22 protein-coding genes and 1 pseudogene are annotated in these 24,368 nt (G+C 68.5%); 5 read left to right on the forward strand and 18 right to left on the reverse strand.

Features of this window, described 5'->3' with window-relative positions; all coding sequences use genetic code 11:
* The 3 genes from AB0G56_RS31800 to AB0G56_RS31810 form a co-directional block, all read right to left on the reverse strand.
* Window positions 1-411 (reverse strand): hypothetical protein (locus AB0G56_RS31800; RefSeq protein ID WP_360976212.1); only part of this gene is annotated, 411 nt, incomplete at its 3' end.
* 1,431 nt (window positions 412-1,842) lie between these two features.
* Window positions 1,843-2,832 (reverse strand): aldo/keto reductase, encoded by a 990-nt coding sequence (locus tag AB0G56_RS31805; protein WP_360976215.1) that lies wholly within the window; start codon window positions 2,830-2,832, stop codon window positions 1,843-1,845.
* Window positions 2,833-3,050: 218 nt separating this feature from the next.
* Window positions 3,051-3,638 (reverse strand): flavodoxin family protein, encoded by a 588-nt coding sequence (locus tag AB0G56_RS31810; RefSeq protein WP_360976218.1) that lies wholly within the window; start codon window positions 3,636-3,638, stop codon window positions 3,051-3,053.
* 239 nt (window positions 3,639-3,877) lie between these two features.
* Here AB0G56_RS31810 and AB0G56_RS31815 point away from each other — a divergent pair, with 239 nt between their 5' ends.
* Window positions 3,878-4,606 carry a TetR/AcrR family transcriptional regulator gene (locus AB0G56_RS31815; protein ID WP_360976221.1) on the forward strand — a complete coding sequence of 243 codons (729 nt, stop codon included), beginning with the start codon at window positions 3,878-3,880 and terminating at the stop codon, window positions 4,604-4,606.
* Between the two features lie 100 nt (window positions 4,607-4,706).
* On the opposite strand, the gene AB0G56_RS31820 is transcribed toward AB0G56_RS31815, so the two are convergent.
* Window positions 4,707-5,174, reverse strand: a complete 468-nt coding sequence (locus tag AB0G56_RS31820) for a MarR family winged helix-turn-helix transcriptional regulator (RefSeq protein ID WP_360976224.1) — start codon at window positions 5,172-5,174, stop codon at window positions 4,707-4,709.
* Between the two features lie 102 nt (window positions 5,175-5,276).
* Here AB0G56_RS31820 and AB0G56_RS31825 point away from each other — a divergent pair, with 102 nt between their 5' ends.
* A complete protein-coding gene (locus tag AB0G56_RS31825; RefSeq protein ID WP_360976227.1) occupies window positions 5,277-6,491 on the forward strand; it encodes an amidohydrolase family protein in 1,215 nt (404 codons plus the stop codon).
* Between the two features lie 624 nt (window positions 6,492-7,115).
* Here AB0G56_RS31825 and AB0G56_RS31830 read toward each other — a convergent pair.
* The 4 genes and pseudogenes from AB0G56_RS31830 to AB0G56_RS31845 form a co-directional block, all read right to left on the reverse strand.
* On the reverse strand, window positions 7,116-8,084 hold the full coding sequence (locus tag AB0G56_RS31830; protein ID WP_360976230.1) for an aminoglycoside phosphotransferase family protein: 969 nt from the start codon (window positions 8,082-8,084) through the stop codon (window positions 7,116-7,118).
* A gap of 302 nt (window positions 8,085-8,386) precedes the next feature.
* A complete protein-coding gene (locus tag AB0G56_RS31835; RefSeq protein WP_360976233.1) occupies window positions 8,387-8,929 on the reverse strand; it encodes a GNAT family N-acetyltransferase in 543 nt (180 codons plus the stop codon).
* A 29-nt stretch (window positions 8,930-8,958) separates the two neighbouring features.
* Window positions 8,959-9,226: pseudogene (locus AB0G56_RS31840) on the reverse strand (IS1380 family transposase); the annotation flags it as partial.
* Window positions 9,227-9,315: 89 nt separating this feature from the next.
* Window positions 9,316-11,781 (reverse strand): DUF4157 domain-containing protein, encoded by a 2,466-nt coding sequence (locus AB0G56_RS31845; RefSeq protein WP_360976235.1) that lies wholly within the window; start codon window positions 11,779-11,781, stop codon window positions 9,316-9,318.
* 1,094 nt (window positions 11,782-12,875) lie between these two features.
* On the opposite strand from AB0G56_RS31845, the gene AB0G56_RS31850 reads away from it, so the two are divergent.
* The gene (locus AB0G56_RS31850) at window positions 12,876-13,091 is read left to right on the forward strand and encodes a hypothetical protein (protein ID WP_360976238.1); all 216 of its coding nucleotides are present in this window, start codon (window positions 12,876-12,878) and stop codon (window positions 13,089-13,091) included.
* A 169-nt stretch (window positions 13,092-13,260) separates the two neighbouring features.
* On the opposite strand, the gene AB0G56_RS31855 is transcribed toward AB0G56_RS31850, so the two are convergent.
* The 7 genes from AB0G56_RS31855 to AB0G56_RS31885 all read right to left on the reverse strand — a co-directional run bounded on the left by AB0G56_RS31855 (window position 13,261) and on the right by AB0G56_RS31885 (window position 19,715).
* On the reverse strand, window positions 13,261-13,794 hold the full coding sequence (locus tag AB0G56_RS31855) for a hypothetical protein (RefSeq protein ID WP_360976241.1): 534 nt from the start codon (window positions 13,792-13,794) through the stop codon (window positions 13,261-13,263).
* Window positions 13,791-14,897, reverse strand: a complete 1,107-nt coding sequence (locus tag AB0G56_RS31860; protein WP_360976244.1) for a recombinase family protein — start codon at window positions 14,895-14,897, stop codon at window positions 13,791-13,793. Before AB0G56_RS31860 ends, AB0G56_RS31855 begins: the two co-directional genes overlap by 4 nt.
* A gap of 206 nt (window positions 14,898-15,103) precedes the next feature.
* Entirely contained in the window at window positions 15,104-16,375 is a 1,272-nt protein-coding gene (locus AB0G56_RS31865; protein ID WP_360976247.1) for a threonine/serine exporter family protein, read from the reverse strand.
* Between the two features lie 58 nt (window positions 16,376-16,433).
* On the reverse strand, window positions 16,434-16,865 hold the full coding sequence (locus tag AB0G56_RS31870) for a hypothetical protein (RefSeq protein WP_360976250.1): 432 nt from the start codon (window positions 16,863-16,865) through the stop codon (window positions 16,434-16,436).
* Between the two features lie 55 nt (window positions 16,866-16,920).
* Entirely contained in the window at window positions 16,921-17,493 is a 573-nt protein-coding gene (locus AB0G56_RS31875) for an NADPH-dependent FMN reductase (RefSeq protein WP_360976253.1), read from the reverse strand.
* A gap of 251 nt (window positions 17,494-17,744) precedes the next feature.
* Window positions 17,745-19,025 carry an amidohydrolase gene (locus tag AB0G56_RS31880; protein ID WP_360976256.1) on the reverse strand — a complete coding sequence of 427 codons (1,281 nt, stop codon included), beginning with the start codon at window positions 19,023-19,025 and terminating at the stop codon, window positions 17,745-17,747.
* A gap of 48 nt (window positions 19,026-19,073) precedes the next feature.
* Complete coding sequence (locus AB0G56_RS31885) at window positions 19,074-19,715, reverse strand: trimeric intracellular cation channel family protein (protein WP_360976260.1); 642 nt, start codon at window positions 19,713-19,715, stop codon at window positions 19,074-19,076.
* Between the two features lie 505 nt (window positions 19,716-20,220).
* On the opposite strand from AB0G56_RS31885, the gene AB0G56_RS31890 reads away from it, so the two are divergent.
* Window positions 20,221-20,925 (forward strand): DUF4158 domain-containing protein, encoded by a 705-nt coding sequence (locus tag AB0G56_RS31890; protein WP_360976263.1) that lies wholly within the window; start codon window positions 20,221-20,223, stop codon window positions 20,923-20,925.
* An 80-nt stretch (window positions 20,926-21,005) separates the two neighbouring features.
* Here the strand turns inward: AB0G56_RS31890 and AB0G56_RS31895 are convergent, their stop codons facing one another.
* The 3 genes from AB0G56_RS31895 to AB0G56_RS31905 are packed head-to-tail and all read right to left on the reverse strand — an operon-like array spanning window position 21,006 to window position 23,682.
* Window positions 21,006-21,776, reverse strand: coding sequence for an ABC transporter ATP-binding protein (locus AB0G56_RS31895; protein ID WP_360976266.1), 771 nt, complete (start codon window positions 21,774-21,776; stop codon window positions 21,006-21,008).
* Entirely contained in the window at window positions 21,773-22,846 is a 1,074-nt protein-coding gene (locus tag AB0G56_RS31900; protein WP_360976269.1) for an iron ABC transporter permease, read from the reverse strand. The genes AB0G56_RS31895 and AB0G56_RS31900 overlap by 4 nt, the downstream gene beginning before the upstream one ends.
* On the reverse strand, window positions 22,843-23,682 hold the full coding sequence (locus tag AB0G56_RS31905; protein WP_360976271.1) for an ABC transporter substrate-binding protein: 840 nt from the start codon (window positions 23,680-23,682) through the stop codon (window positions 22,843-22,845). The genes AB0G56_RS31900 and AB0G56_RS31905 overlap by 4 nt, the downstream gene beginning before the upstream one ends.
* 475 nt (window positions 23,683-24,157) lie before the next feature.
* Between AB0G56_RS31905 and AB0G56_RS31910 the strand changes: the two genes are divergently transcribed.
* The gene (locus AB0G56_RS31910; RefSeq protein ID WP_360976273.1) at window positions 24,158-24,364 is read left to right on the forward strand and encodes a hypothetical protein; all 207 of its coding nucleotides are present in this window, start codon (window positions 24,158-24,160) and stop codon (window positions 24,362-24,364) included.
* Window positions 24,365-24,368 lie beyond the last annotated feature (4 nt).

Below are 24,368 nucleotides of genomic sequence, written 5' to 3' on the forward strand. Positions count from 1 at the left end.
GGGGGCGCCGTTGTCGCAGGTCACTCCGCGGAAGACCTCGACGGTCTTGCGGCTGTCGTTGCGGATGTTGAGGCTCTTGGAGCCCAGGCCGCTGATCACGGTGATGCAGCCGCCGGGGTGGGCGGAGTAGGAGCGCTCGTTGATGTGGATCCAGCCCTCCTCGAAGTCCCGGCGGCCGTGGTTGTTGCCGCCCTCGTGGTCGTTGCCCTCGTTGCCCTTGCCCTCGTTGCCCTTGGAGGCGTTGCCACCGGTGTCGCCGCCCATGGGCGCGGCCGGGGCGGCCTGCACGGCGGCGGGGACCGTCTGGATCTGCGGCGCGGGGGAGGCGGCGGCGTAGGTGATGCCGGTCGCGGTCAGGGCTGCTGCGGCGGCGACGGCCGCGGTGACGGCGCGCGAACGGGTCATGATCATGGCAGTGCTACTCCTCGTTCTCAGAGAGGTCGGCTCGGCAGCCGTCCTGTGACCGAACGTACGCAGCCGCATCCGGGCTGTCATCTCGAACGGAGCGGGAGTGCTGTTTCATGGGAGCCGATCGGGGTATGCGGAGCGCTTGACCACCGTGTGGCAAGGAACTGATGGGTCATCAAATAGTCATTAATTATGAGTAATTGACTGGCCATTGACCCGTCAGGGTAATCTTCTGATGCCAGCTCACCTCTTCCGGCGGCGGCCCTGACCGGAACTGTCGGCGCGTCGATGCTTGACATACGGAAGATGCCGAGCATCGCACAACGGGTCCGGTTGATGCCCGACGGACGAGCGGTGACGCCGCAGGAGTATGAACGGTGGATGATCCGCGATCGCGGAGGCTGTGACCGTCCGGCCTGGGAACCCGCTGAGTGGCCGCACGGGCCGGTCCTCCGGACCCGCCGGACCTGCCACGAACGCGCGACGCGTGTCCGCCGCAGCTGACCCGGCTGCCGAGCCGACCGACTGGCGCCGAGCCGGCCGATGGGCGCCGAGCCGGCCGATGGGTGCCGGGCCGGGGCGCCGGTGGCACACCTACCTGCCGAGATCGCGTGGCATCGTCCGCGACTTCTTCCGGGATCGCTGCGGCTTCGAGGGGCTCCTACTCGGTGGGCGTCTCTGCGAACTGCACCGGCACCGGACAGCAACCTGGCGAACCGTCACTCACCTGCGGCACTGCTGATGGACAGCGGTCTCCTCCCGCGCGTCGACCGTCAGCTCACCTCCACCAGCGGTGACTGACCGGAACGGCCCGTGGCCACCGAGAAACCCCGAACACCGCCGGCTCATCCGGCACTTCGCCACCCGACACCGGAGGCGGTGCCTGCGGGCGAAGGCAGAGCAGGCGCCGTCGGAAGGCCCCCAGACCAACCACACCGAGCAGGAAGTCACCCGCGCCGGTGCCCTCTTCGCAGGGCTCGCCGGCCGAAGACGTGCCATCGGGCAGTGCCGGCAGGCCGGCAGGGACGCTTGGCACTCCGAAAGCCTGGTCACCCGCCATCCGCCCCGGTCACTCACGCGGTGCTTGGAGACCGGCCGGACACCCGCTCCGCCCTGCCGCCCGCCGTCATCACCCAGGACCCGGGACGACTGCACCAGCACCGTCGGCTCGCCATGCTCTGCCGGGTCCTCTGGCGACCCTTGTCCCTGCGGGCCACGGTCGCCGCCTCGCTCGTTCTCCTCCAGGCGCACCCTGTCAGCGGTATCGCCCTCCTCACCATCACCGACGTCACCGGCGACGAGACCACCGACACCGTCCAGCCTGGAGGCCCGCCGTCTCCTGCGCCGGAGCCCGCCGCCGACTCGGTGCGGGCCTGCTCCACTCCCGCCAGCGCCTGCTGCACACCAGCAGCAGCTCGTTCGTCCAGGGGGTTCTCAGATCCAGGTGGGCACGTGCCCCTCGGTGTAGCGGGCGCCGAAGCCGCCCTCGGGCAGGACCTCGTCGATGGCCTTGAGGTCGGACTCGGTCAGAGTGAGGTCGGCGGCGCCGACGTTTTCCTGGATGCGCTTCGGGCTGCGGGTGCCGGGGATGGGCACGACGTGCTCACCCCGGGTCAGGAGCCAGGCCAGCGCGAGCTGGGAGACGGTGGAACCCAAGGCCGCCGCGAGCCCGGCGAGCCGGCCGACGGCTTCGACGTTCTTCTCGAAGTTGCCCGGCTGCCAGCGAGGGTCGAGGTTGCGCATGTCGGTGGCTTCGTACTGGCCGGCGGGCTTGGCGGTACCGGTGATGAATCCGCGGCCGAGGGGGGAGTAGGCGACGAAGCCGATGCCGAGTTCGTCCAGGGTGGGAAAGAGCTGCTCGACGTCCCGTTCGAACAGGGAGTACTCGGTCTGCAGGACGGAGACCGGCTGCACGGCGTGCGCCTTGCGGATCGTCTCGGGTCCGGCCTCGCTGAGGCCGAAGAACTTCACCTTGCCCGCGTCGATCAGCTCCTTGACGGTGCCCGCGACCTCCTCGATGGGCACGTCCGGGTCGACGCGGTGCTGGTAGAAGACGTCGATGTGATCCACGCCGAGGTAGTGCAGGCTGTTGTCGGCGACCTTGCGGATGTTGTCGGGCCGGCTGTTGAGGACGCCGCCGATCTGCTCCGGAGGAACGGACATGTCGACGCCGAACTTGGTGGCCAGGACCACCTCGTCGCGGAAGTCCCTGACTGCCTTGCCGACCATGATCTCGTTGGACCCGGTGCCCCAGCCGTACATCTCGGCGGTGTCGAAGAAGGTGACGCCCAGGTCGTGCGCGCGACGGAGGGCGGCGACGCCGGCTTCCTCGTCGGTGGGTCCGTAGGCCATCGTCAGGCCCATCGCGCCGTAGCCGATCGCCGAGACCTCAAGGCCCTGGCTTCCCAGTGTCCGGTGCTGCATGAATGACTCCCCAGAAAGAAGCCAGTGCCGCCCCGCCAACGTCTGCCCGTGGAGGAGCGGCGGCCGGTGGCGTGCGATCGCCAGGCTGCCGATGCCCTTGTACCGGGGCTTGCTCGGGCTTTCGGCGAACGCGGCGAGCGTGCGTGCCGGACGTCGCTCTGCGCGGGCGGACGTCGGCGGGGGCGGCACTGGAAGACAATTGTCGGTGGCCCGTTGTGTCAGTGGGCTGCGACGGTCAGTCCGGCGCGGTGGATGCGGGTCTGCTCGGCGACGCGCCGGCCGAGGTGGCGGGCGGTGTTCAGGTCTGCGTCGTGGACGGCGGGGGTGTCGTTGAAGCTCTGTGCGCCGGCGCCGAGGTAGAAGCCGAGGCGGTTGTCGTCCTGGGGGCTGGATGTGGTGGTGTTCCAGCCCGGAAGCAGGCCCAGGCTCACCCAGAGCATCCCGTGCTGGGCCGCCAGGAGCGAGAGGTACTGCAGGGTGTGCATCTTGTCGCCGCTCATGGAGCCGGAGTTGGTGAATCCCGCCGCGAGCTTGTCGCTCCAGGCGCGGGTGCTCCACCGCTTGCTGGTGGCCTCGGCGAAGGCGTGGAACGCGCCCGACGCGGTGCCCATGTAGGTGGGGGTGCCGAAGATGATGGCGTCCGCGGCGTCCATCAGCTCCCAGTCGGCGTCGCTGAGGGAGGCGACGTCCACGCGGTGGACGTGCGCCCCGGCGATGGAGCGCGCGCCGTCCGCGACGGCCGTGGCGATCTGCGCGGTGTGGCCGTAGCCGGAATGCGAGGCGATGACGATCGAGATGTCGGACATGGGTGTTCCTCTCCTGCCGCGATGGCGGCGTGTTCGGTGGTGCGCCGGCGGACGACGAGCTGCCCGCTGCGGCGGGCGGCCGCGCGGCTCCGCGCTTGGTGACCACGGGCCCGGGCCGGGCATGTCGCATGCCCAGGTGCCGCGGGCAGGTGCCGGCCACCAATCAGCTGGATCGCTGTTCCGTCTCAGACAGTAGCACCGATAAGGCGGCGATACGCAAAGTCGGATATCGTTGTTCCATGAACGAAGGACGACGCGCCGCGCGACGCCAGGTACTGCAGGTCGCCGCCAAGCTGTTGGAGGAAGGTGGCAGTGACGCGGTCTCCACGCGTGCTGTCGCCGCGGCCGCGGGCATCACGGCCCCCGCGCTCTACCGGATGTTCGACGACAAGGACGGGCTCCTGGTCGAACTGGCCGCCTACGGATTCGAGATGTACCTGGCCGAGAAACGGGAGGCACTGGCGCTGACACCCGACGACCCGGTGGCCGACCTCTACCGCGGCTGGGACCTGCACGTCGACTTCGGGCTGCGGCACCCCGCGTTCTACATGCTCATGTACGGCACGGTGCGCCCCGGGCAGCGGCCCCCGGCAGCGGACGAGGCGCACGCCCTGCTGGTGAGACTGCTGGGCCGGGCGGCCGAGGCCGGGCGCCTTCGGGTCCCGGTGGAGCAGGCGACCCGCGTCATCCACGCGGCGACGACGGGTGCCGCACTGGCGCTGATCGGCGAAGAGCCCTCGGTGCGGGACCTGACCACTTCGACACGGCTGCGGGACACCGTCATCGCCTCGGTCACCACCGACTCGCCCGCCTCGTCCGGGTCGGATTTGGCCTCGCGCGCACTCACCCTCGATGCCGCACTGGAAACCGCACTCACCACCGGGTCCCCGGCTGCGGGCACCGGGGTTCCACTGCGGGAAACGGAGACGGCTCTGCTGCGCGAATGGCTGCAGCGGCTTGCAGGCTGAACCGGCCGGCTGCTCCATAGGCCGTGTGGACTCGGTTCACGGCGGGAGGGACAGGTGTGTTCGTCCGCTCTTCGCGTAGGCAACGGTCAGTTGCCGGCTGTCAGCGTTGGCGTGTGGCCTGTTTCCTGGACCATGCGGTGGCGTCGGCGCCGTAGCGGACCAAGAGGCGTGCGAACTGGATGCGTTCCTCCGGCGACCAGGCAGCGGTGATCTCCTGGAACGCTTCTCGCTGTTCAGCGGCGAAGCGGTTGCGTTCGGCCTCGCCGAGCTCGGTGAGTTCGAGCACCGTGCGGCGTCCATCGGTCTGGGACGCCGCACGGCGCAACAAGCCGTCATGGATGCACGCGGCCACGACCCGGCTGGCCACCGGTTGGGCGACGCCCATCTCGGCGGCGAGGCCACCGACCGTCGTCTCACCCGGCGCGTCGGCGATCACATTGAGTACGAGGTTGCGGGAGAGGTCCTTGCTCGAAGCCGGTGCGCGGCGTCGCAGCCGGGACAGCGCCGGGCCGATCTGGTCCAGCGCCAGGTCGTCGGGGGCCTGATCGGAGAAAGAGGCGCTGCTCATGTGTCTGAGTGTAGCCCGCGCCCGCACATTTGCATGCCTACTGATAAGTGCATAGCATTGGGTATGTAAATGTGGACGAGCAAGGAAACGAGGCGGGCCGCCATGGCACTCACCGCGATCACCAACGCCCAGGTCTTCGACGGGGAGAAGAACCTCGGGGTGCAGACCGTGGTCATCGACGGCGGCAGGATCGCTCGTGTCGGGGGCGATGCTCCCCGGGACAGCGAGATCGTCGACGGCGGCGGCGCCACCCTGCTGCCGGGACTCATCGACGCCCATGTTCACTCCGCCCCGGGTTCCCTGGCGCTCGCCCTGCGATTCGGGGTGACGACCGAACTGGAGATGCAGGGGATGAACACGCGGGAGAACCGCGGGCTCATCACCGACGACGACACCATGGCTGACGTGCGCTCTGCCGGATTTGCCATCACACCGCCCGGTGGTCACCCCAGCGAGCTGATGCCCGAGGGATTCCGGCCGAAGTGGGACCTTCCCCCGGTGATGCCTTTGATGCCCTTCTCGACAACGCCCGAGGAGGCAGCCGCATTCGTGCCCCAACTCCTGGCCCGTGGGTCGGACTTCATCAAGTTCATGATCGATGACGGCAGCGTGGAGGGACACCCGGGGCTGCCCTCGCTCGACCAGGCCACCGTGAACGCAGGTGTGGCGGAAGCCAAGAAGTACGGCGCCCTCACCGTGGCCCACGCGCTGACCGTGGAGGCCACCAGGATGGCCGCCGAAGCGGGTATCGACGGCGTCGTCCACGTGTTCATGGACCAGCCGCACACCGCGGAGATCATCAGCCTCATCAAGGACGCGGGCATGTTCGTCGTTCCCTGCATCAGCCTCAATGCCTCGATGATGGGCATCACGGGCAGCGAACTCGCCGACGACCCGCGGGTCGCCGCACGTCTCGACAGCAAGTGGGACCAGACCCTGCGGTCGAGCTACGACCGCTACCCGCAGGGCAAGCTCGACGACGTGTACGACACCGTGCGCGCACTGGACGCCGCCGGCATCGACGTACTGGCCGGCACCGACGTCTCCATGCCCGAGACGTTCTTCGGGGGCCTCGCACACGGAGCGAGCCTGCACCACGAACTGCAGTACCTCGTAGCAGCCGGCCTCACGCCCGCACGAGCCTTGCGCGCGGCCACAGCGACCACGGCCCGCCGCTTCCGCCTCAGCGACCGGGGCCGCGTCGCCGAAGGACTGCGCGCCGACCTCCTGTTGGTCGACGGCGACCCGACCAGCAACATCAGCGACACCCTCAACACCCGCGCCGTCTGGCGCCGCGGCACGCGCCTGGCGCAATGACCGCAGTCCGTCCTCGTGCAGCATCGGGGCGAGGGGACTCGACGTCCGTGGAGGGCTGCTCCGGATGGCTCTGTCGCCGTGCTCAATGTGACCGACGAGTAGTACGCGGCCTTCCGGCTCCCCGGCGGCGCCGCACGTGTCCTGCCCCTCGTGGTCACGGGGGAGGTGACCGCACAGGAACGGCGCTGGACCTGGTGGTGGTGATCGCTCAGCAGGCCCGAGGGGAGCTGATCGGGGCGGTGCGCGCAGGCCGTCCGGTACCGCGGCCGTGCGGTTGTCGCCTACCGCACGGGCGCGGACGAGACGGGGGAACTGCTCGCTCGGGGCTGGGATCACCTCACCGGACCGGCTCGACGGGCTGGGAGGGACATACGGACGGCCGCCCCGGGAAGGCGTCCGAGGCACGCGATGGCCGCGGATGTGGGGCGGTGCCCCACCCGCTCGCTCCCCGCCTTCCCGCTCGCGGCCACCGGGCACCACGGCAGATCCCGCCGGACCGTCATCGATCAGGTCGCTCCTCGGCGGCCTCGACCCGAGGGTGCCCCGATGCGGGTGTGCGATCGGCTCAGCTGTCGGACGGGTGGCCGGGTGCGGCACTCGCGACCGTACCCGGGCCGCTCTGGTTCAGCCCGGCGTGTCCATCAGAGCGGTGACATAGGCGTCCAGCCGCTCCTCCACCACTCGTGTCGTCAGCTCTGTTCTCCCCGCCTCCCGCCATGGCTGCGTCACCGACCGCACTTCTTCCGAGCTCGCCAGCCCGTCGCGCACCCGCCAGTACAGCCGCTCGCGCGCGCCCGCGGCCAGCACCCCGCCGGCCTCCTCGTACGCCTCAGGGAACCGAAGACCCCACGCCGGGCCGTGCAGCAGCGCGAGAGTGGTCGAGCAGTGCGCCACATCGAGATCCGCCGGGCCCCAGGAGGCCGCTGCCCAGTCGACGACCCCCGTGATCCGGGCACCTGCCGGCCTTGAGGACGGCACGTCGAACAGCACGTTGCCGGGTTGGAAGTCCCGGTGCAGGAATCGCCCTTCATAGGGCGGCGGGGGCTTGCGGATCACGTCGACCGCCGCGGACCATACCGCCGCGTCGGCGCACTTCGGCCTGACGACAGTGTCGGCGGTCGTCAACGTCACATAATCCCGGGGCCGCTCGGCGGGTCGCAGGGCGTGAATCGCCACGAGTTGGCGGGCGAGCAGCGGTACGCGCGTCTCCAATCCCTCATCCTTGAGGACCGTCCGGCCCGCCAGACGTGTCATCAGAAGCGACGGATACTCGCAATGCGTGCCGGCCGGATCAACCGCGACCAGTCCAGGGGCCGGCACGCCGGTCCCCGCGAGCATGGTCAGCGCGCCGGTCTCCCTGCTCAGCCAGTCCTCGGCCCGCTCCACGTAGAACGGGTCGACGAAGCTCCGTAGCACGAGGTCACGGGTACCTCCATCCCGCCTGCCGATGGTCAGCCTCCGCATCTCGGCAGTGATGCCGCCGTGCAGCGCCTCGGCTCTGACGATCCGTTCGCCGACGTCCAGGTGCCGGCTCACCCAAGCCAGTGTCAACGGTCGGACAGCAGCAGTCGCTGCCTCATCGTGGTCGGTCACCGTGCCACCCCAACATCCGCACGGCGGATGCGCAAAGGCTTTCTTCACAGGTGATCGCGCTGCTGGCGTGTTCACTGCCGGCCAGCGCGGGGATTCTCCGCGGTTCCAGGCCGGTCGTGCTGCGCCGCATCCGGCTGCCCCGTCCGGGGTGCGGCAGGTCGCGCGCGCCCGAGACGGGGCGGGCGGACAAGGCGTACGCATCCGGCAAGAACCGCGCTCCTCAAGAGACATCGAGCCGAGACGTGGCCACAGGTAGGACAAGCTCGCGGGCCGCTACGAGGCCACCGTCCTTGTTGCCGCCGTCAACGAGGGGTTGTGAGGTACTGGTCCGACGACAACGCGAACACTCGTACTCGCCGACCGGAGGTGGGATTGACGGTCTCACGGACCGGATGCATCCCCAGTTTGGTCATGATCCGTTCGGAGGCGTCGTTGCCCACTTGAGCGATGCTGACGATCCGCTCCAGCCCTCGTTCTTGGAACCCGAACCGTACGGCGGCCACAGCGGCCTCGGTGGCCAGGCCCTGCCCCCAGTGGGAACGTCCCAGCCGCCAGCCGACCTCGACCGCCGGCAGTACCTCCGGCAAGAAGCCGGGCACCGAAAGGCCGGTGAACCCGGCCAGCTCGCCAGTGGACCGGATCTCCACGGCGAACAGGCCGAAGCCCTGTGACTCCCACTCGCTCTCCCATGCCTGGACCCCGCCGCGAGTCTGCTGTTCGTCACGGACGCTGCCGTCACGGATCCACCGCATGACCTCGGGGTCGGCATTGATGGCAGCCATGGGCGCGATGTCTTCCTCGCGCCAGCGGCGCAGGATCAAACGGGGAGTCTCAAGCGTGACCATCCCGTCATTCTGGATCAGAAATGGGCTCTCCGGAGCCGGTGATGGAGTTCGCGTTCGGCGATCGGCCGGTCAGGCGTGGGGCGCGAGCACGTGATGCGCATGCCGTCCGCGGCCGTGATCCTCAACCGGGCGCCAGGACGGGGCCGTTCCCCTCGTGCGGTCAGCCGCATGCTCTTGGGCCAGCCGTGTTGCTTCGCTGATCACCATGCCGACCGAGTAGGACAGCCATCGTCCTCGCCTGGCGAGCCAGGTGACGAAGTCGTGGGTGCCTTCCGGGGAGGCCGTGCGGGTGAGGCTCACAACGGCTGATCCAGCCGACCCGCCCCGCGGCGGGCCGCGGTTCGCAACGAACCGGGGTCCGCTCGGGCGTCGCCGTGCGGGTGCGGTCAGCGGCCCGCGCGCGCAAGCAGGTTGCTGATCCTCCTGGTCTGCGCTTTCCAGTCCGGAAGTTCATCGACGACCTTCTTGAGGAGCTTTGACCTTTCCACCTCGGACAGTCGATCCCATTGGTGCATGGTGCTTGCGCACCGCTGCACGTCGGAATAAACCTGCTTTACGTTGTCGCGGACTCGTTCGAAATGCTCCAGGAGATCCTCGTCGCGGTCCGTCCACATGCGAGACCTGTCCCGCCTCCGCATTTCCATTCCCGCGACTCCCTGCTCGGCCCGCACACCGAGATCCGCTATTTCGTCCGCAAGGGTCGCTATGGTTTCGGCTCCCCGCCTGATATTGAGCATCGAATGGGAAGCATACGGCTGGTCTATGTCATACGGAACGCCGAAGTTCTGGGCGATGTCCATCACTTCATGCAGCGTGTGATAGGCGAAAGCAGTGGTGTGGTCGAAGTCCGTACGCCAGAACGCGAAGATTCCCCAGCCGACTGCCGCGATCTCTTCCGGGCTGGCTCCACTGGCCTGCGCCATTTTGAACATTCGGGCCGCCGTGAAGGACTGTCCTGCCCAGACGGGCATGTCCCTCGACCGTGCGAGCTTGGTCGTCAGGTCGTTCTCGTTCCGTGTCGACGGGTGGGTCTGCGGCTCGCCACGCCTGTTCAGTTTACGGGTGCCGTCGGGGTTGAAGAGAGGGTTCTGCCCGCGGTCTTGTGTAACGACCCGCCTGCCACGGTGATCAAACCCAGCAGTACTGAGGCTGTCCGCTTCGCCGATTTCTTCGACCGCCCCCTTCCCCATTGTCTGGGGCGTGTGATGAGAATGCCCGAAGTACTCGGAGAGGTCGTGCAGGGCTATCATTTTCTCACGGAGCGCGAAGTTCTCGGGCTCCTTCATCACCGCGGCCAGCCCGCCTCGTGCCACGATCCGAGCGTCGAGATGAGTGCCCGCGAATTTCGGGTTCATCGTCCCGTCGAAGTGGGCCAGATAGGCACCGACGGGCTGCCCCGCCTTGCGGTCAGGATCTCCGGGCTCCTGAGCCCGGATATGAGCAAGCCCGGTGCGCAGCTCTTGCTTCATTGCCGCGACGTCCCTGTCGTCCATCATCCTGTCGTGCTGGACCGCCTTGCCGTACTGGTGCAGGCGCCGCAGGAGGACGTTGAGATAGGTATTCAGGTTGGCGTCTTCATGCAGAGCTTCCGCGTTTGCCTTTTCCCTCCTCCTGTTGTCCTTGGCGTATACCCATCCCATGAGGTTGCGGGCGAGTTCCGTGTAGTTGTTGACCTGGATGTCATGGTTCTTCGCGCCGAAGTCCGGGTGCTTTCCGACTACGCCCTTCAGTACCGGGTGGTACTCGTTCTTCATCCCGACGGGGCTGACGATCGCCTTGGCCAACTGCCAATTGATCCTGCCCTCTTCGTTGAGGAAACTTCTGCGCTCCGATTCACTGAAATCATGCGCCGCGTCATTGTAAAAGTAGTCTCTCACCTCCTTCATCATCCTCTTGAGTACCTGCCGCTGCTGTGCTTCCGGAAGCCGAGCGGTTTCCCGCTTGTACTCCTTACTGTAATCCCGCTCGCCGACCTTGAGCAGTCGCTGCACTCCCGGAGTTCCTGAGTGTGCGGCTTCCCCGCCTCCCTTGATCTCTTTCCGAGAGACGGTCGGGCCACCGACAGGTGAGTTCATGACACGGTGTGCGGTCTGCTCGGCCGCGATCTCCGATGCGCCGTCCGGTTCAGAGACATTGACCCCGCCGGCGTAGGGGACAGACCGGAACGACGATCCCTTCATGTTCTCTTCGACATGTGCCAACTCGTGGGCGACAACCCGCTTGTTGCTCTCGACGCCCTTATTGAAGACCACGTGGTTGTGCATGGTGTAGGCCTGGGCCTGCAATTCGTCCGCCGACCGAGCGGCCTGGGCCCCCGTGTGGATGCGCACGGACCCGAAATCGGCTCCGCCGAAGCGCTGCTCCATCTCCTCCCGCATACCGGAATCCAGTGGCCGACCCGGCGAGCGGAGCACATCATGGATGGCCAGCCGCTGCACCTGAGGCTCTTCGGACCGTTCCTGGCCCGCCGTTTCCTCACCTGCCTCGGCCAGCGCGTCGACGGAGCGGCTGACGACTGTGCTGACCGCGGTATTGCCGACGCAGCGCTGGAGCGCGGTGATACCCGCTGTCCCCAGGGACCCGGACGAACGCGGCGCACGAGAGCCTGCCCCGGTGGCCGCGCCCGGCTGGGCGCGAGACTCGTGGCCGCAGCCGGACGAGTGCTGGTGGTCATCTCGGCCCGGTTGCGCCGACCGCGCCATGCCGGAGGTCTCCAGCCAGGCGGTCACCGCGGCGTTGCCGGCGCTTCTCTGCAGCGGGAGGAGACCGGCCGGGGGGCTCGCGGCGGCTGCCCGAGCCGCAGTTGACCGATCCGGACTCTTCTTCTTGTCCGCTTCTGAGCGAGATGCCATGAACGCTCTCCTAGGCAGTGTCGTTGGGGGAAGTGCGCCAGCAGTTGTGGGGGGCGATGCCTGGTCCGAGGCCGGTGTCGCTGGAGTGGCCCGATCACGAACGCAGGGTGTCGCGGGGGTGGTTGCGCAAGCCGAAGGCGTCTTGGGCACTGGAACTGCGGGCAAGGCACCGCGACAGCGAAGAACGCCACCACCGCCACCACCCACCACAGCGCTGCCACGCCACCCCCGTTCGACTCCCGCAACTCACCTGGAATTCAGCATGATTGCACGCGTTGGCCTCGAACCCGCGCGAGGGTCCGCCGACGGAGTCGGTGAGCCCTTTCGCCTTCCGGAGCCGATGGCGGGCAGGCGAGCGGCCCGCCTGTCGCGTCGGTTGGGCGCCGGGTTCCACTGCCCGGGCGCTCATGTTGTCGTCGGAACGGTGGAAGGTCGCTGGTCAGCCCCGGGTCGGGCGAAAGCGAAGTCGTGGGTGCCTTCCGAGGAGTCCGTGCGGGTCCGGCTCGCACCGCGGCATCGCGACGTCCAGGAGGTGTCGCACTGGTCGGAGACTGCCTCGCGGACGTCGCGATGCCGCGGGGCCTTGCCGGGATCGTGGGCGGCCCGCGGTCGACAGAGTGCTTCGTCTGAGAAGCACCTCTGGTTTCAGCAGGGACAACGACCTCGACAATCCTCATTCTCGCTGATCAGAGGCCTCTTACTGCTTACCTGACCAGCTGCCGGACAGCCCGCCTCATCAGGCCCGAGGCCGGAGCCGGACGGCCACCCGGCACTGAAGCCCTACAAGCTGAAGGCCTACAAGCTGAAGGCCTGGCCAGAGATCGCCACCCCCTACGACAAGTCACCCGAAAGCCACCCCGCCGACCGCCACCGCCGAGCCGCAATGATCTGGATCGACGACCTCCTGAAACCGCCGGCTGATCACGACATCACAGGGCAATACACCTAGTGCCTCTGGGAGAGATGGTGTCGGTGTCGTGAACTGAGGACTGTTCGGAGGGTCTGCGGGCACGGGGTTGACTTGACAGGGCTGGGTCGGCCCGCGGTCCGGCCCCTTACGTGAGGAGTGATGTATGAAGTCGTGGCGTAAGCGAATGACCTACGGTTGTGCTGCCGTTGCCGCTGCGGTCGCGATTCCGCTGACGGCTGGTTCCGCCTCCGCCGCCAGCTGGCACGACGTCGCCGGTGGCCCCGAGATGTACCCCAACATGGCAGCGTGCCAGGCGGACATCCCCGAGGCCAAGAAGCACTACCAGGACGCCACCTGCGTCGACAACAACGGGCGTATCTCCCTCTGGGCGCTCTACTGATGCCGTAGCCGCCCGCGCCCGCCGGGGTTCCGCCCTCCGGCGGCACCGCCGGCCGATCGAGGGCTCCCGCGACCGCGAGGATGGGCCGTGTTCAGGGGCGCCTGTGGGCACCCCCGGAAGCCGATGACATGCTTGCCAAGGTCGGCCTTGGGGAACATCGGTACAGCGGTTATCGGTGAGATTGATCTTGAAGCTGGAGGACCCCGGCGAGGTGTTCGCCGGGGTCCTCCAGCTTTCTGGTGGTCCGCACCGCCCGCGCCACCGGGCTGGGCGGTCGGCCCGCGTCGGCGGCGGCTTCGAGGGTCCGGCGGAACTGGTCGAGGCTGGGGGCTCCGGCCGGGCCGGCGGGGGCGCGGTAGATCCAGCAGGCCAGCGACGGAACGGTGCCGGGCTCGACGAACGGGTCACGGCCGTCGATGAGGATTGTCGGGGAGCCGGTGAAACCGGACCGCTCGGCCTCGGCCTGGTCGCCGACCACCCGCGTGGTGAAGGCCGTGGCGACCAGCCCGGCGGCATCCAGCGCCTGCCGCAGCCGCTCCTCCGCGAGCCGCTGGTGCGGGCAGTCCGGTACGACCAGGACCTCGATCTCCATGTCTCCAGGATCGCGCGTCTCGGCGCCGTACGGCCCGAAGGGGCCGACCTGACCGGGCAGCGCGCCGAGCTGGGCCGCGCCGCCCTTCATCCGGTGCGGTCCGGGGATCACTCGCCCTCCCTCGCGCCGCGGGCCTGCGCCGGCAGCTCCGCCACGACGCCGTCTCCCTGGTCCTCGGTTTGTTCAACGAGCGTGCCCAGCACGTCGCCGGCAGCGCCGCCGCCGAGGACCTGTCGCTGGAGGCGTTCCATCAGCTCGGGGTCGGTGCCGCTGCCGGGGCCGGTGAGGTCCACCCGTGCCGGCCGGCGCGGGGCGATGATCTCCGGCATGGCCGGTGTCCCGGCGTGCTCGGCTTCGGCGAGCGCCCGGTACAGCGAGGCGACCGAGGGGTTCTTTCCCGCGTTCTTGCCGGTCTTGACGGTCAGCTTCTTGGCGATCTCGGAGACGGGTACGCCCTTGTCCTTGAGCGCGCGGGCGAAGAGGAGGGAGTCGTCGTCGATGACCTTCGGCCGTCCGCCGTGGTTGCCCTTCGCGGCGGCGGTGACCTGGCCCTCCAGGGTCTTCTCCCGGATGTAGTTGCGCTCGATCTGGGCGGCGGCCGCGAGGACGGCGAAGAACATGGCGCCCATGCCGTTGGGGTCGTAGATGCCGCTGAGCGGTCCGGTGAGGAGTTCGAGTTGCACGCCGGCGGCTTGGAGCTGGCCGGACAGGGTCATCAGCTCGGCGGCGTTGCGGGCGAGGCGCTTGAGCTCGTGGACGGTGAGGATGACCTCCTGGTCGGGGGCGGCCTCCCGGATGTCGTACGCCAGCTTCAGGGCCTCCTCCAGTTTCGGCCTGGTCTTCACCCGGGTGCTGATCTTCTCGGAGAAGACCCGCTTGCACTCGGCGCGGGCGAGTGCGTCGAGCAGGCTCTGGAGTTCCTGCTGCGCGGTCGAGCAGCGGGCGTACCCGATTCGGATCGGCTTCGCGGTCGGCTCTGCCGGGGCGGCCTCGACGGGCGTGCCCGGTCTCCAGGGCCGCTCGGGACCCCGGTCCTCGGGGACGAGGACCTCCAGCTCCTCGCGGAGCGCGGGGACGAGGATGAAGCGCGGGGTGTGGTACTTCGTCGCGGTCTTGCCCCCGCGGGTGCGGCAGGGACTGCTCGCCGGGGCTTCACAGTTCGGACAGTCGTTTCGTTCTGCCGCAGATGCGGTTTGATCGGCCGTCAGATCCACCCCGGCGGTCTGTCAGAACTGCCTCGCACGACGTCTCGGTTTTGAGAGGACTTCTGCGAATCGCGACCTGCGGAAACGTGATCGGCTCCGGGTCTCTCGCAGAATTCCCGCAACTGTTCATTATGAGAATCACCGAGCGCGACCGCCGTCACGCACAGCTACACGTCACTTGGTGGCAGCTTGGGGGTGCAGGACCGTCAGGGCGGTCACTGGGGCATCGATGAAGCGTTGGAAGAGGTGGGCCGCGTTGTGGTGGGGGCATGGGTGAGTGCGATACCGACGACCAGGCCGATGGCGATGGCGGTGACGATCGTGATGAGTTTCTGCAGGTCTTGGAAGCCTTCGATGACATAGCCGCCGGCCAGGGTGGTCAGGCCGCGGAGGCCCAGTGAGCCGACGGTGAGGGTGAAGAAGCCAGGAAGGATGAGGATCAACCGGGGTGGGCAGGCGGGGTTGCGGTCCAGCAGATTGGCCGCGGCGGCCAGCACCACGGCAGCGACGAATGTGCCCCCGGTCTCCCGGATCAGCTCGGTGAACAGTGACTGCACCCCGACGGTGGCGTAAACCAGCACGAGAAGAGTCCCGAAGAAGCGGTGGGGGATTGCGAAGGCCAGGACTGTACCGGCGGTAAAGACGATCCCGCCCAGGATCAGTGCCCACTTGGGCAGGTCGGCGTGGGCAGCGGTGTCGAAGAGGGCGTTGAGCGGTGTGCCGGTGGCGAATATGCCCATCAGGACGCCGAGGTAGAGCTGGACGAGAAGGAACATGGAGTAGACGAGCCGAATCGCGCCGGTGGTGATGAGGCCGACGGCCAGCTCGGTAGTCGATGCGCTCAGGAAGTCACCGGGAACGAAGTAGAACAGCGCCGGCAGCATCAGCAGGACCGGGCCGCCGTGTGCCGGATCGCCGGTGAACACTTCGATGGTGACGACGGATACGACGGTCGAGACCACCAGGGGGAGGATCTTGGACAGCCGCGGCGCACGAACGGCGGCCACCACGAGGGCCGCGGCGATCGAGCCCAGGACGGCTGTGGTGGTGATCTCGTACCAGGTGGGCTGGACCAGCGGGGCGAAACCCAGGGAGAACAGCAGGACGCCGAGAAATTTCAGCCACCAAGGGTAGGGCGGCGGGGCGGCCTCGATGCGTGCCAGTCTGCGGTCGGCCTCGGCCACTTTGAGCTTGCCCGCCTTGATGTCGGCCAGGAAGGGCTTGAGCGCCGCTACCTGGTCGAGTCGGAACACCTCCGGGAAGCCGTGCACACAGACGGTCCGCATGCGACCGTCTGCCGCGGCGACCGAGACCACGGCCGCTTCCGGCACGAGGACCACGGACGCCTGGCCACCGAAGGCCCGAGCAGCGGTGCCCACAGCCCGCTCGATGGAGTAGGCGCCCTCGCCGGAAGAACGCAGCAGCAAGGCGGTCAGACGGGCCAGGAAAGCGGTCAGATCGTCCAGATTGGTGACCGCGTGCCGCATGTCCGCCTCCTATGCCGGCGCCGGGAACAGCATGGTGCGGGGCAGCGTCGCAGTCCCCTTACGGCTTCATTCGATAGTTCGGGGGAAAGAACTGCACTGCCCAACGGCGGAAGTGGAAAATTTGGCTGCCTCCGTGCGCTCGTAGGATGTCGACCGTCCGCCTGGCCTCGTCCTTGTTTCGGACCGGAACGAAGATCAGCCATTTGTCCTGGCTCAGGGCGGCAGAGTGGGCCGCGAGGGTCTCGCTTTCGTAGCCCCCATGCTGTAGCCCCCGCACGAAGCGGCCGAGAAGCCCACGAGGGATTCCCTCGCTGTCCAGGAGTCGCTGCCCTTCCGGCCCCTGCAGTACGTTCACGTGGGACAGATCGATCCCGGCTTGTTCCGAGCGATGGCAGGCAGCCGTACACCGCTCCTCGTCGTCCAGGACGGCAGCTACACGTTTCATGGGATACAGGTAGAAGCGCTCTTCGTTCATCCGTGGCTGGCCCACACGAACCCCTTCATGTCGCCTCTCATCGAGCGTGACGAATCCGGACTCGCACGCTTCAAGGGTTTCGCGGGAGCACAGTGAGGACCCGGACAACGTGATCCCGGAATTCTTCCATGAAGTCTCGAAGGAAACGTTCCGTATGCTCGTCGACGACTTCACCATCACTGGTGAAAACATCGGGCTTGAATCTAACGTACGCCTCCGGTGCATTCATTTGCGGCGAGTCGCAAAAACTGAGGACCCCGCGCAGGCTCTGCTGGGCGAGGGCTGTACCGAGGGCGCCGGGGGACGCTCCGATCACGGCGGAGGGTTTGTGCGCGAATGAGTTGCTGCCCCAGGGGCGACTGGCCCAGTCGATGGCGTTTTTGAGGGCGCCCGGAATGGATCGGTTGTACTCAGGGGTCACAAACAGGAGGGCGTCGGCGGAGGCAATGGCATCCTTGAGCGCCTTGCCCTCAGCAGGGTAGTCGCTGTCGTAGTCGTAACTGTAGAGAGGCAGATCCTTGATCGGAATCTCAAAGAATTCCAAATCGGATGGGGCCAGCCGGATCAGAGCCTTCGAGAGCGTCCGGTTGATGGAGTGAGTCGCCAGACTTCCAACGAAGTAGCCGACCCTGTACATAGTCATCGGTTCCTCGATTCAATGCACGTATCACATGTTTTTGCGTATCGCGGGCTCGGACGGGCAGGGGGTTCCGCAAGGAACGAAACCACGGCCGTCAGCGGAGCGCGTGCTGGCAGATCCGTCCAGGTGACCGCGTGCGTCCACCGCGGCCCGTGCGCGTTCCTCGACCAAGGTGCTGAAGCGCCGGCGCGGTGGACGCCGAGGCGGTCGATTGCTGCTCTGCTGCGGCATCACAGGCGAAACGGCCGGAACGCTCATCGGCTCATACGGCCAGGCTTCCCCAGACGGGTGAGTGCGGCTGTGACCAGGGCCTGGACGCCGGTGTCCAGCGTGGGCTGCAGGACCGGTGCGAAGCGAGGGCTGTGGTTGACCGGGATCTCCTGAGCCACAGTGCCGCGTTGCCGGGCGGCCTGGTAGGCGTCCGGATCGACACAGCCCAGGGCCCAGTAGGTGTACGGGGCGCCGAAGGCGTCCGGGATCCGGCTGAAGTCCTCGCTGGCGCTCTGCAACTCGGCAGTGACCGCGCGCTCCCCGAACATCGCGGCGAAAGCGGCGGAGACCTCGCGGGTGACCACGCCGTCATTGACGGTCGGCGGGAAGCGGATGCCCTCCTCGATCTGCGGTGCGCGAGTCGCCCCGGAGGCTTCACACTCGGCATGGACGACGCGCCGCACGGCGGACAGGACGGCCCTGCGGGTCTCGTCGTCGTACGTGCGCACGTTGACCAGCAGTTCGGCCGACTCCGGAATCACGTTGCCGCTCGTGCCTGCCTGGACGGAGCCCACCGTGACCACGGCCGGCTGGGTGGCGGCCAGCTCGCGCGAGACGATCGTCTGGAGCCGGACGACGATCACCGAGGCCATCACCACCGGGTCGATGGCAGCCTGCGGTGCCGAGCCATGAGCGCCCCGGCCATGGACGGTGATCTTCAGATTGTCCGCTGCGGAGAGAAAGGACCCGGCGCGGGTGCCGACCTGCCCGGCCGGATAGGGAAGCACATGCTGAGCGAATACGGCGTCCGGGTGAGGAACACAGTCGGTCAGCCCGTCGGTGAGCATCCCGTCGGCGCCGTCCCCAGGCTCTTCGGCAGGCTGGAACAAGACCACCAGCGTGCCCTGCCACGCTCCCGGCGTGGCGGCCATGAGCCGCGCAGCCCCCAACAGGCAGGTGACGTGCATGTCGTGACCGCAGGCATGCGCCACGGGCACCCGCCGACCGGAAGCGTCCGTGGCTTCGGCCGTGCTGGCGTAGTGCACCCCGGTCTCCTCCAGGACCGGCAGGGCATCCATGTCGGCCCGCAGCAAAACGGTCGGCCCCTCGCCGTTGGCCAGTACGCCGACCACACCGGTGCCGCCGATCCCCTCGTGCACCCGGTGGCCGCTGTTTCTCAGGCGTTCGGCCACACCGGCCGCGGTGCGGTGTTCCTGGTGGCCCAACTCGGGGTGAGCGTGCAAGTCCTTGTAGACCTCTTCGAGCTCGGAGCGGATGCCGGCGAGACCGGCCAGGACGGCATCCGCGGAGTCCTTGAGCGTCATGGTTGTGTACTCCTGCATCTCGGTGGGTGATCGCAGCGCCCGTTCATGTCAGGGATCCCGGCCCCTGAACGCCCCCGGCCGCCAGTCGCGGCTGCCCGGCAGCCTCCAACCCCAGTGGAACGCGGCCAGCCGCAGCGAGATACCGACCGTGATTCCGGCCAGCACGCCTACAGTGGGCGCGCCGAGCCGGCTGCAGACCACCATGACCGCGCTCACCACGATCGCGACGGTCGCGTACAACGGTGTGCCGCCGAAGACGGAAGGGGTGCGAGCCAGCAGCAGGTCCCGGATGGCCCCGCCGCCGACCGCTGTGATGGTGCCCAGCAGCACGGCCGGCAGCCAGCCCAGGCCGACAGCGAGTGTCTTCTGCGCTCCGGCGACCGCCCAGACGCTGAGCGCCGAGGCATCCAGGAGGCTGAAGGCCCAACCGGAGGCGTGTCGGCTCAGATCGGCCAGGAAGGCCAGAAGGGTGCCGGCGACGGCGGCCGTGAGATAGGTGTAGTCGGTCAGGGCCACGGGAGTGCCGTGCTGCAGCAGGGTGTCCCGGAGGATGCCACCGCCCAGGCCGGAGACGATGCCGATCACCAGGAAGCCGAACAGATCCAGACGACGGTCCCGGGCCAGCACCCCGCCGAGCGTGCCGTTGGCGAACACCCCGCTCAGGTCCAGCGCCCTGGTCAGCTCGGTCACGCTTTCAGGTGACAACGACCGGGCCACAGACACCAGGGGTCTCCCTTCACACTTCCACCATCGAAGCAGCCGAAGGCGTTACGTGCCCGCCGGGCATGGCATGCGGGGCAGTCTCTCCAGCCACTGGCGGGCCGGACTGCGACTGTGAATTCCGTTCGCAGGTCAGGTGCCTAATGGGTGGGAGATCCACTGAGCAGGTGAGGGTCACCCCCGAGCAGGGGGTGGTCGGTTTCGACGGGCGCCGTCAGCTGCTCCGCCTGCAGCTGCCCAACCCTGACGGGCCCGTACACTCCAGCGCCCCGGCGGGGAGCGTGTCGGCCCGTGCGCCTGGCGGCCCCGCCGTGCCCCGCGACGTGGACGCGGCCCTGCGACAGAAGCCGGTACGTTTATCAGGTCCCCCCCGTCCCTGCGGGGCACTTCGCCGATACCGGCGCTCGTTGTCCATCGCCTACCTCTACCGTCCAGCCCAATGCCGACCACGGGGCGTGCGGAAGGGAGCTGAGCAGTGGGGCGGGATCTGGGCCTGGACGGGGTGGTGGACCACTTCACCCTGTCCAGCGACGAGGCGGGCTGGTTACGGAACAAGACCGGCGCCACCAGGCTGGGCTTCGCGGTTCAGCTCAAATGTTTGACCTGGCGCGGCCGGTTCCCCCGGATGCGCCTGGAGCTGCCGCCCGACGCGGTTGAGCACGTCGCCAAGCAGGTCGGCGTGGCCGCGTCCGAGCTGGCCTTCTACGACTTCACCTCCCGCGCCGCCAAGCGGCACCGCAGCGAGCTGCGGGATCTGACCGGCTGGCGCGAGTGCACCAGAACGGACCTGGACATCGGCTCAGTCTGCACCGGGTCGCTGCTGCTCGCCGCCGCCGGCCTGCTGGAAGGGCGCCGCGCCAACACGCACTGGCGGTACCGCCCCCTGCTCGCCAAGTTCGGGGTGATTCCGGTGGCGGAACGCTGGGTCGAGGACGGGAACGTCATCACCTCCGCCGGAGTCTCGGCTGGCATCGACATGGCCCTGTACCTCGTCGCCCGGCTCGCCGGAAAGGATGTCGCGCGCGTGGTCCAGTTGTTCATCGAGTACGACCCCGAGCCCCCGTTCGGCCCGATCGACTGGACGACTGCCAACCCCGCCCAGTACGACGGCCTCCGCACGGAGAGCCTCTGTCAGGCCCTGGCAGACCATCCGGAGCTCCTGCAACGCCTGCTCGGCTGAGTGCCGGCCGAAGACCCGCGGCGGAACCCGCAGTGACGCGCAACCGATGAGTACCGTCGCGGACTTCGCCGGCCCTGACCTCAGCCGCTCAGCTCCCGCAGCAGCACGCGAGGCCGCCCGTCGACCGGGTCCGGGACGACACTGCCGTCCACTTCGAACACGTCGCGGAAGACGGCGGGAGTCAGCACCTCTGCGGGTGCTCCCGCTGCGGCGATGGTGCCCCTGTTCAGGGCCACGATCGTCGTGGCGTGCCGGGCGGCGTGGTCCAGCGTGTGCAAGGCGGCGACCACCGTGATCCCGAGCGAGGCGACGAGGCTCAGCGCGGAGATCTGGTGCGCCGGGTCGAGGTGGTTGGTCGGCTCGTCCAGCACCAGCAGTCCGGGTTCCTGTGCCAGCGCCCGGGCCAGCAGTACCCGCTGCCGCTCCCCACCGGACAACGTGGAGAGCGGCCGGTCGGCGAACGCGGCAGCGCCGGTGCGCTCCATCGCGTCCGCCACGACCGCCTCGTCGGCCGCGGACAGCCGGTCGAAGGCGCCGAGGTGCGGGTATCGGCCGAGCCGGACCGCCTCGCGCACGGTGAAGTCGTAGCCGCCGGCCTGGTCCTGGCCGAGTACCCCGACCCGCCGCGCCACATCGCGGTGCCGAGCCGTCCACACGTCCTCGTCCCCGAGCAGTACGGTCCCCGCCCGCGGCCGCAGTGCCCGGTAGACAGTCTTGAGCAAAGTGGACTTCCCGCTGCCGTTCGGGCCGATCACGGCGACGAACTCGCCCGCGGCGATCGTCAACGTCACGTCGTGGACAGCGGGTACTTCGGTGTAGCCGGCGGTGACGCCGTCGAAGACGAGTCTCATGACAGCCCCACCGTTCCCGCCGCACTGCGGCGCAGAATCACAAGGAAGAGCGGGACACCGATCGCCGCGGTGAGGATGCCGATCGGCAGCTCGGTCGGGGCCAGAACCAGCCGCGCGGCCGTGTCGGCCCAGACGATCAGGAGCGCGCCGAGCACTGCGGTCACGGGCAGCGCACGGCGGTGGTCGGCGCCGACGAGCAACCGGGTCAGGTTGGGCACGATCAGCCCGATGAACCCGATGCTGCCCGACACCGCGACGACGGTCCCGGTCAGCAGTGCCACCACGCCCAGCAGCACCGTACGGAGGCGGGCGGCGTCGAGTCCGAGCGACGCGGCCCCCTCGTCCCCGAGCACCAGCAGGTTCAGTCGCCCGGCGCCCGCCGCCGAGACGAGGACCAGTACCAGCACGACAGACGAGCAGGTAAGGGCCAGCGGCCACTGGGCGCCGGCCAGGCTGCCGAGGATCCAGAACAAGATCTGCTGCTGCGCGTTGACGTCGTGTGTGCGCAGCAACAGGAACGAGATCACCCCGGCCAGGAGCTGACCGACGGCGACGCCGGTCATCACCAGCCGGCCCGGCTGGATCCGCCCGTGCGCCCGGGAGAACGCGAACACGGCCAGTGCGGTGACCACCGCGCCGCCGAACGCGGCCAACGGCAGCGTGAGCAGCCCGGCGACGCCCACGCCGACGCTGGTCAGTACCAGTACCGCGCCGACACCCGCCCCGGAGGTGAGCCCGAGGATGAAGGGCTCGCCGAGGGGGTTGCGGACCATCGCCTGGGTGAGCAGCCCGGCCACCGCGAGCCCGGCGCCGACGAACACACCCTGCAGGACCCGCGGTACGCGCAGGTCCCACACGATGAAGTCGGACGGGCCCGCCGCGTCCCGCCCGGTGAGGTGGGTGCCCACGATGGACGTCACCTCGCCGGGCGGGATGGACACCGGCCCGAGGCCGACGGCGACCAGGGACGAGACGACCAGCACGGCGAGCAGCACGAGCACCACGATCGCGAAGGGGAGCCTGCCCAGCAGCCCGCTGCCCCGGGGGCGGCGGCTCCCGGCCTCACTCACTCGTGGATTCCTGAGGCGATCTTCGTGACCGCGTCTGCGTTGAGGACACTCGGCGACAGCAGAAGGCTCTGCGGCACCACGACGAACCGGTTCTCCTTCACCGCCGTCGTCCCGGCAAGCACCGAACTGCTGCGGATCGACTTCAGCAGGTCGTCGTCGCTGCCCTTCGAGAACCCGGAGATCACCACGATCGCCTGCGGGTCGCGCTTCGCGATCTCTTCGGCGCTCAGGCTGGCGAAGTCCTGCAGCGCGTCCTCGGCGATGTTCTTGCCGCCGGCCAGCGTGATGATGCCGTTGGACAGCCCGGCCCCACCCTGCACCATGACCGGCTGCCCGGCCGCGGGCGGTGCGGAGAGAGCGAGCACCCGCACCGGCGTCCCGGAGGCGCCCTTCGCCTTGCCGGCCGACGCGGTGATCTGGTCGACCAGTTCGGCGCCCCGCTCCTCGACACCGAAGACCTTCGCCACCTGCTCGATGAACGTCGTCGTCTCGGACAGGTCTTTGACCGTGGTGCCGTTGTTCGTGTCGCACGCCACCAACGACTTCGCCCCGGCCTTGGCCAGCCGCTGGACCGTCGGCGTGCCGTCGAACCCGCCGAAACTGTAGCTGGAAATACCGACGACGAGGTCGGGCTTGGCCGCGATGACCTTTTCGGCATTGCCCTGGCCGGGGTCCAGGACCGGGATCTTCGCCAGCTTCTTCGCCTCGGCCCCGGTAAAGGCTTTGAAGAAGTCGGGCGCGGCGGTGCCGACGATCCGGTCTTCGAGGCCGAGGCGCTCCAGGATCGCGGCCGCACCGCCGTCCATCGTGACGACCCGCTTCGGCGGCGTCGACACCTTCGGCGGCTCGGGGCATGTGGGAGCCTGCGCGTGCCCGCCCGTACTTGCCGAGTCGGACGGCGCCGATGACGACGCCGCGGTGGTCGGGCTCGGGTCGGCGCTGCCGCAGGCCGACAGTCCGAAAAGGACGGCAGCGGTTGCGGCCGTCCAGCGCAGTGCTCTCACCGGGTTCTCCTCAGAATCGTCGACGTACTGAAACAGCAGTCGCAGGAAGGAATGATCGAGTTCCCCTGCATCCCCGGAAATGCCAGGTGACTCACGTCATAGCAAGGTCTCCGCGGCTCCCTGCCGCAAAGGCGTCCGGCGCCGACGACGTCATCACCCGCCTGTCCGACGGCCTGGACACCGACCTCGCCCTCTCCCACCGGGGAGGCCGCGACCTGTCCGGCGGACAGGAGCAACGCCTGGCCGGCGCACGAAGCCGTGTGGAAACAACGCGTTGCTTCGCAAGCCCCGTGATCGTTGATCTTGCATGGCCATACCCAAGTCGATACCTCAACCCTGGCTATTCATCCATCGGCTCGGCTCCACCCGCGCCGCGAACCGGATCATCGTCCTCGACGGCGGCCACCTCCTGGAGGAGGGGACACACGAGTCCCTGCTCCAGCAGGACGGCGAGTACGCGGCCATGTGGCTCACCCAGGCCCGTACCTACGGCGACCAGCCCCAGGAGGCGTGAAGCC

Source organism: Streptomyces sp. NPDC021356, assembly GCF_040641015.1.
Classification (GTDB): Bacteria; Actinomycetota; Actinomycetes; order Streptomycetales; family Streptomycetaceae; genus Streptomyces.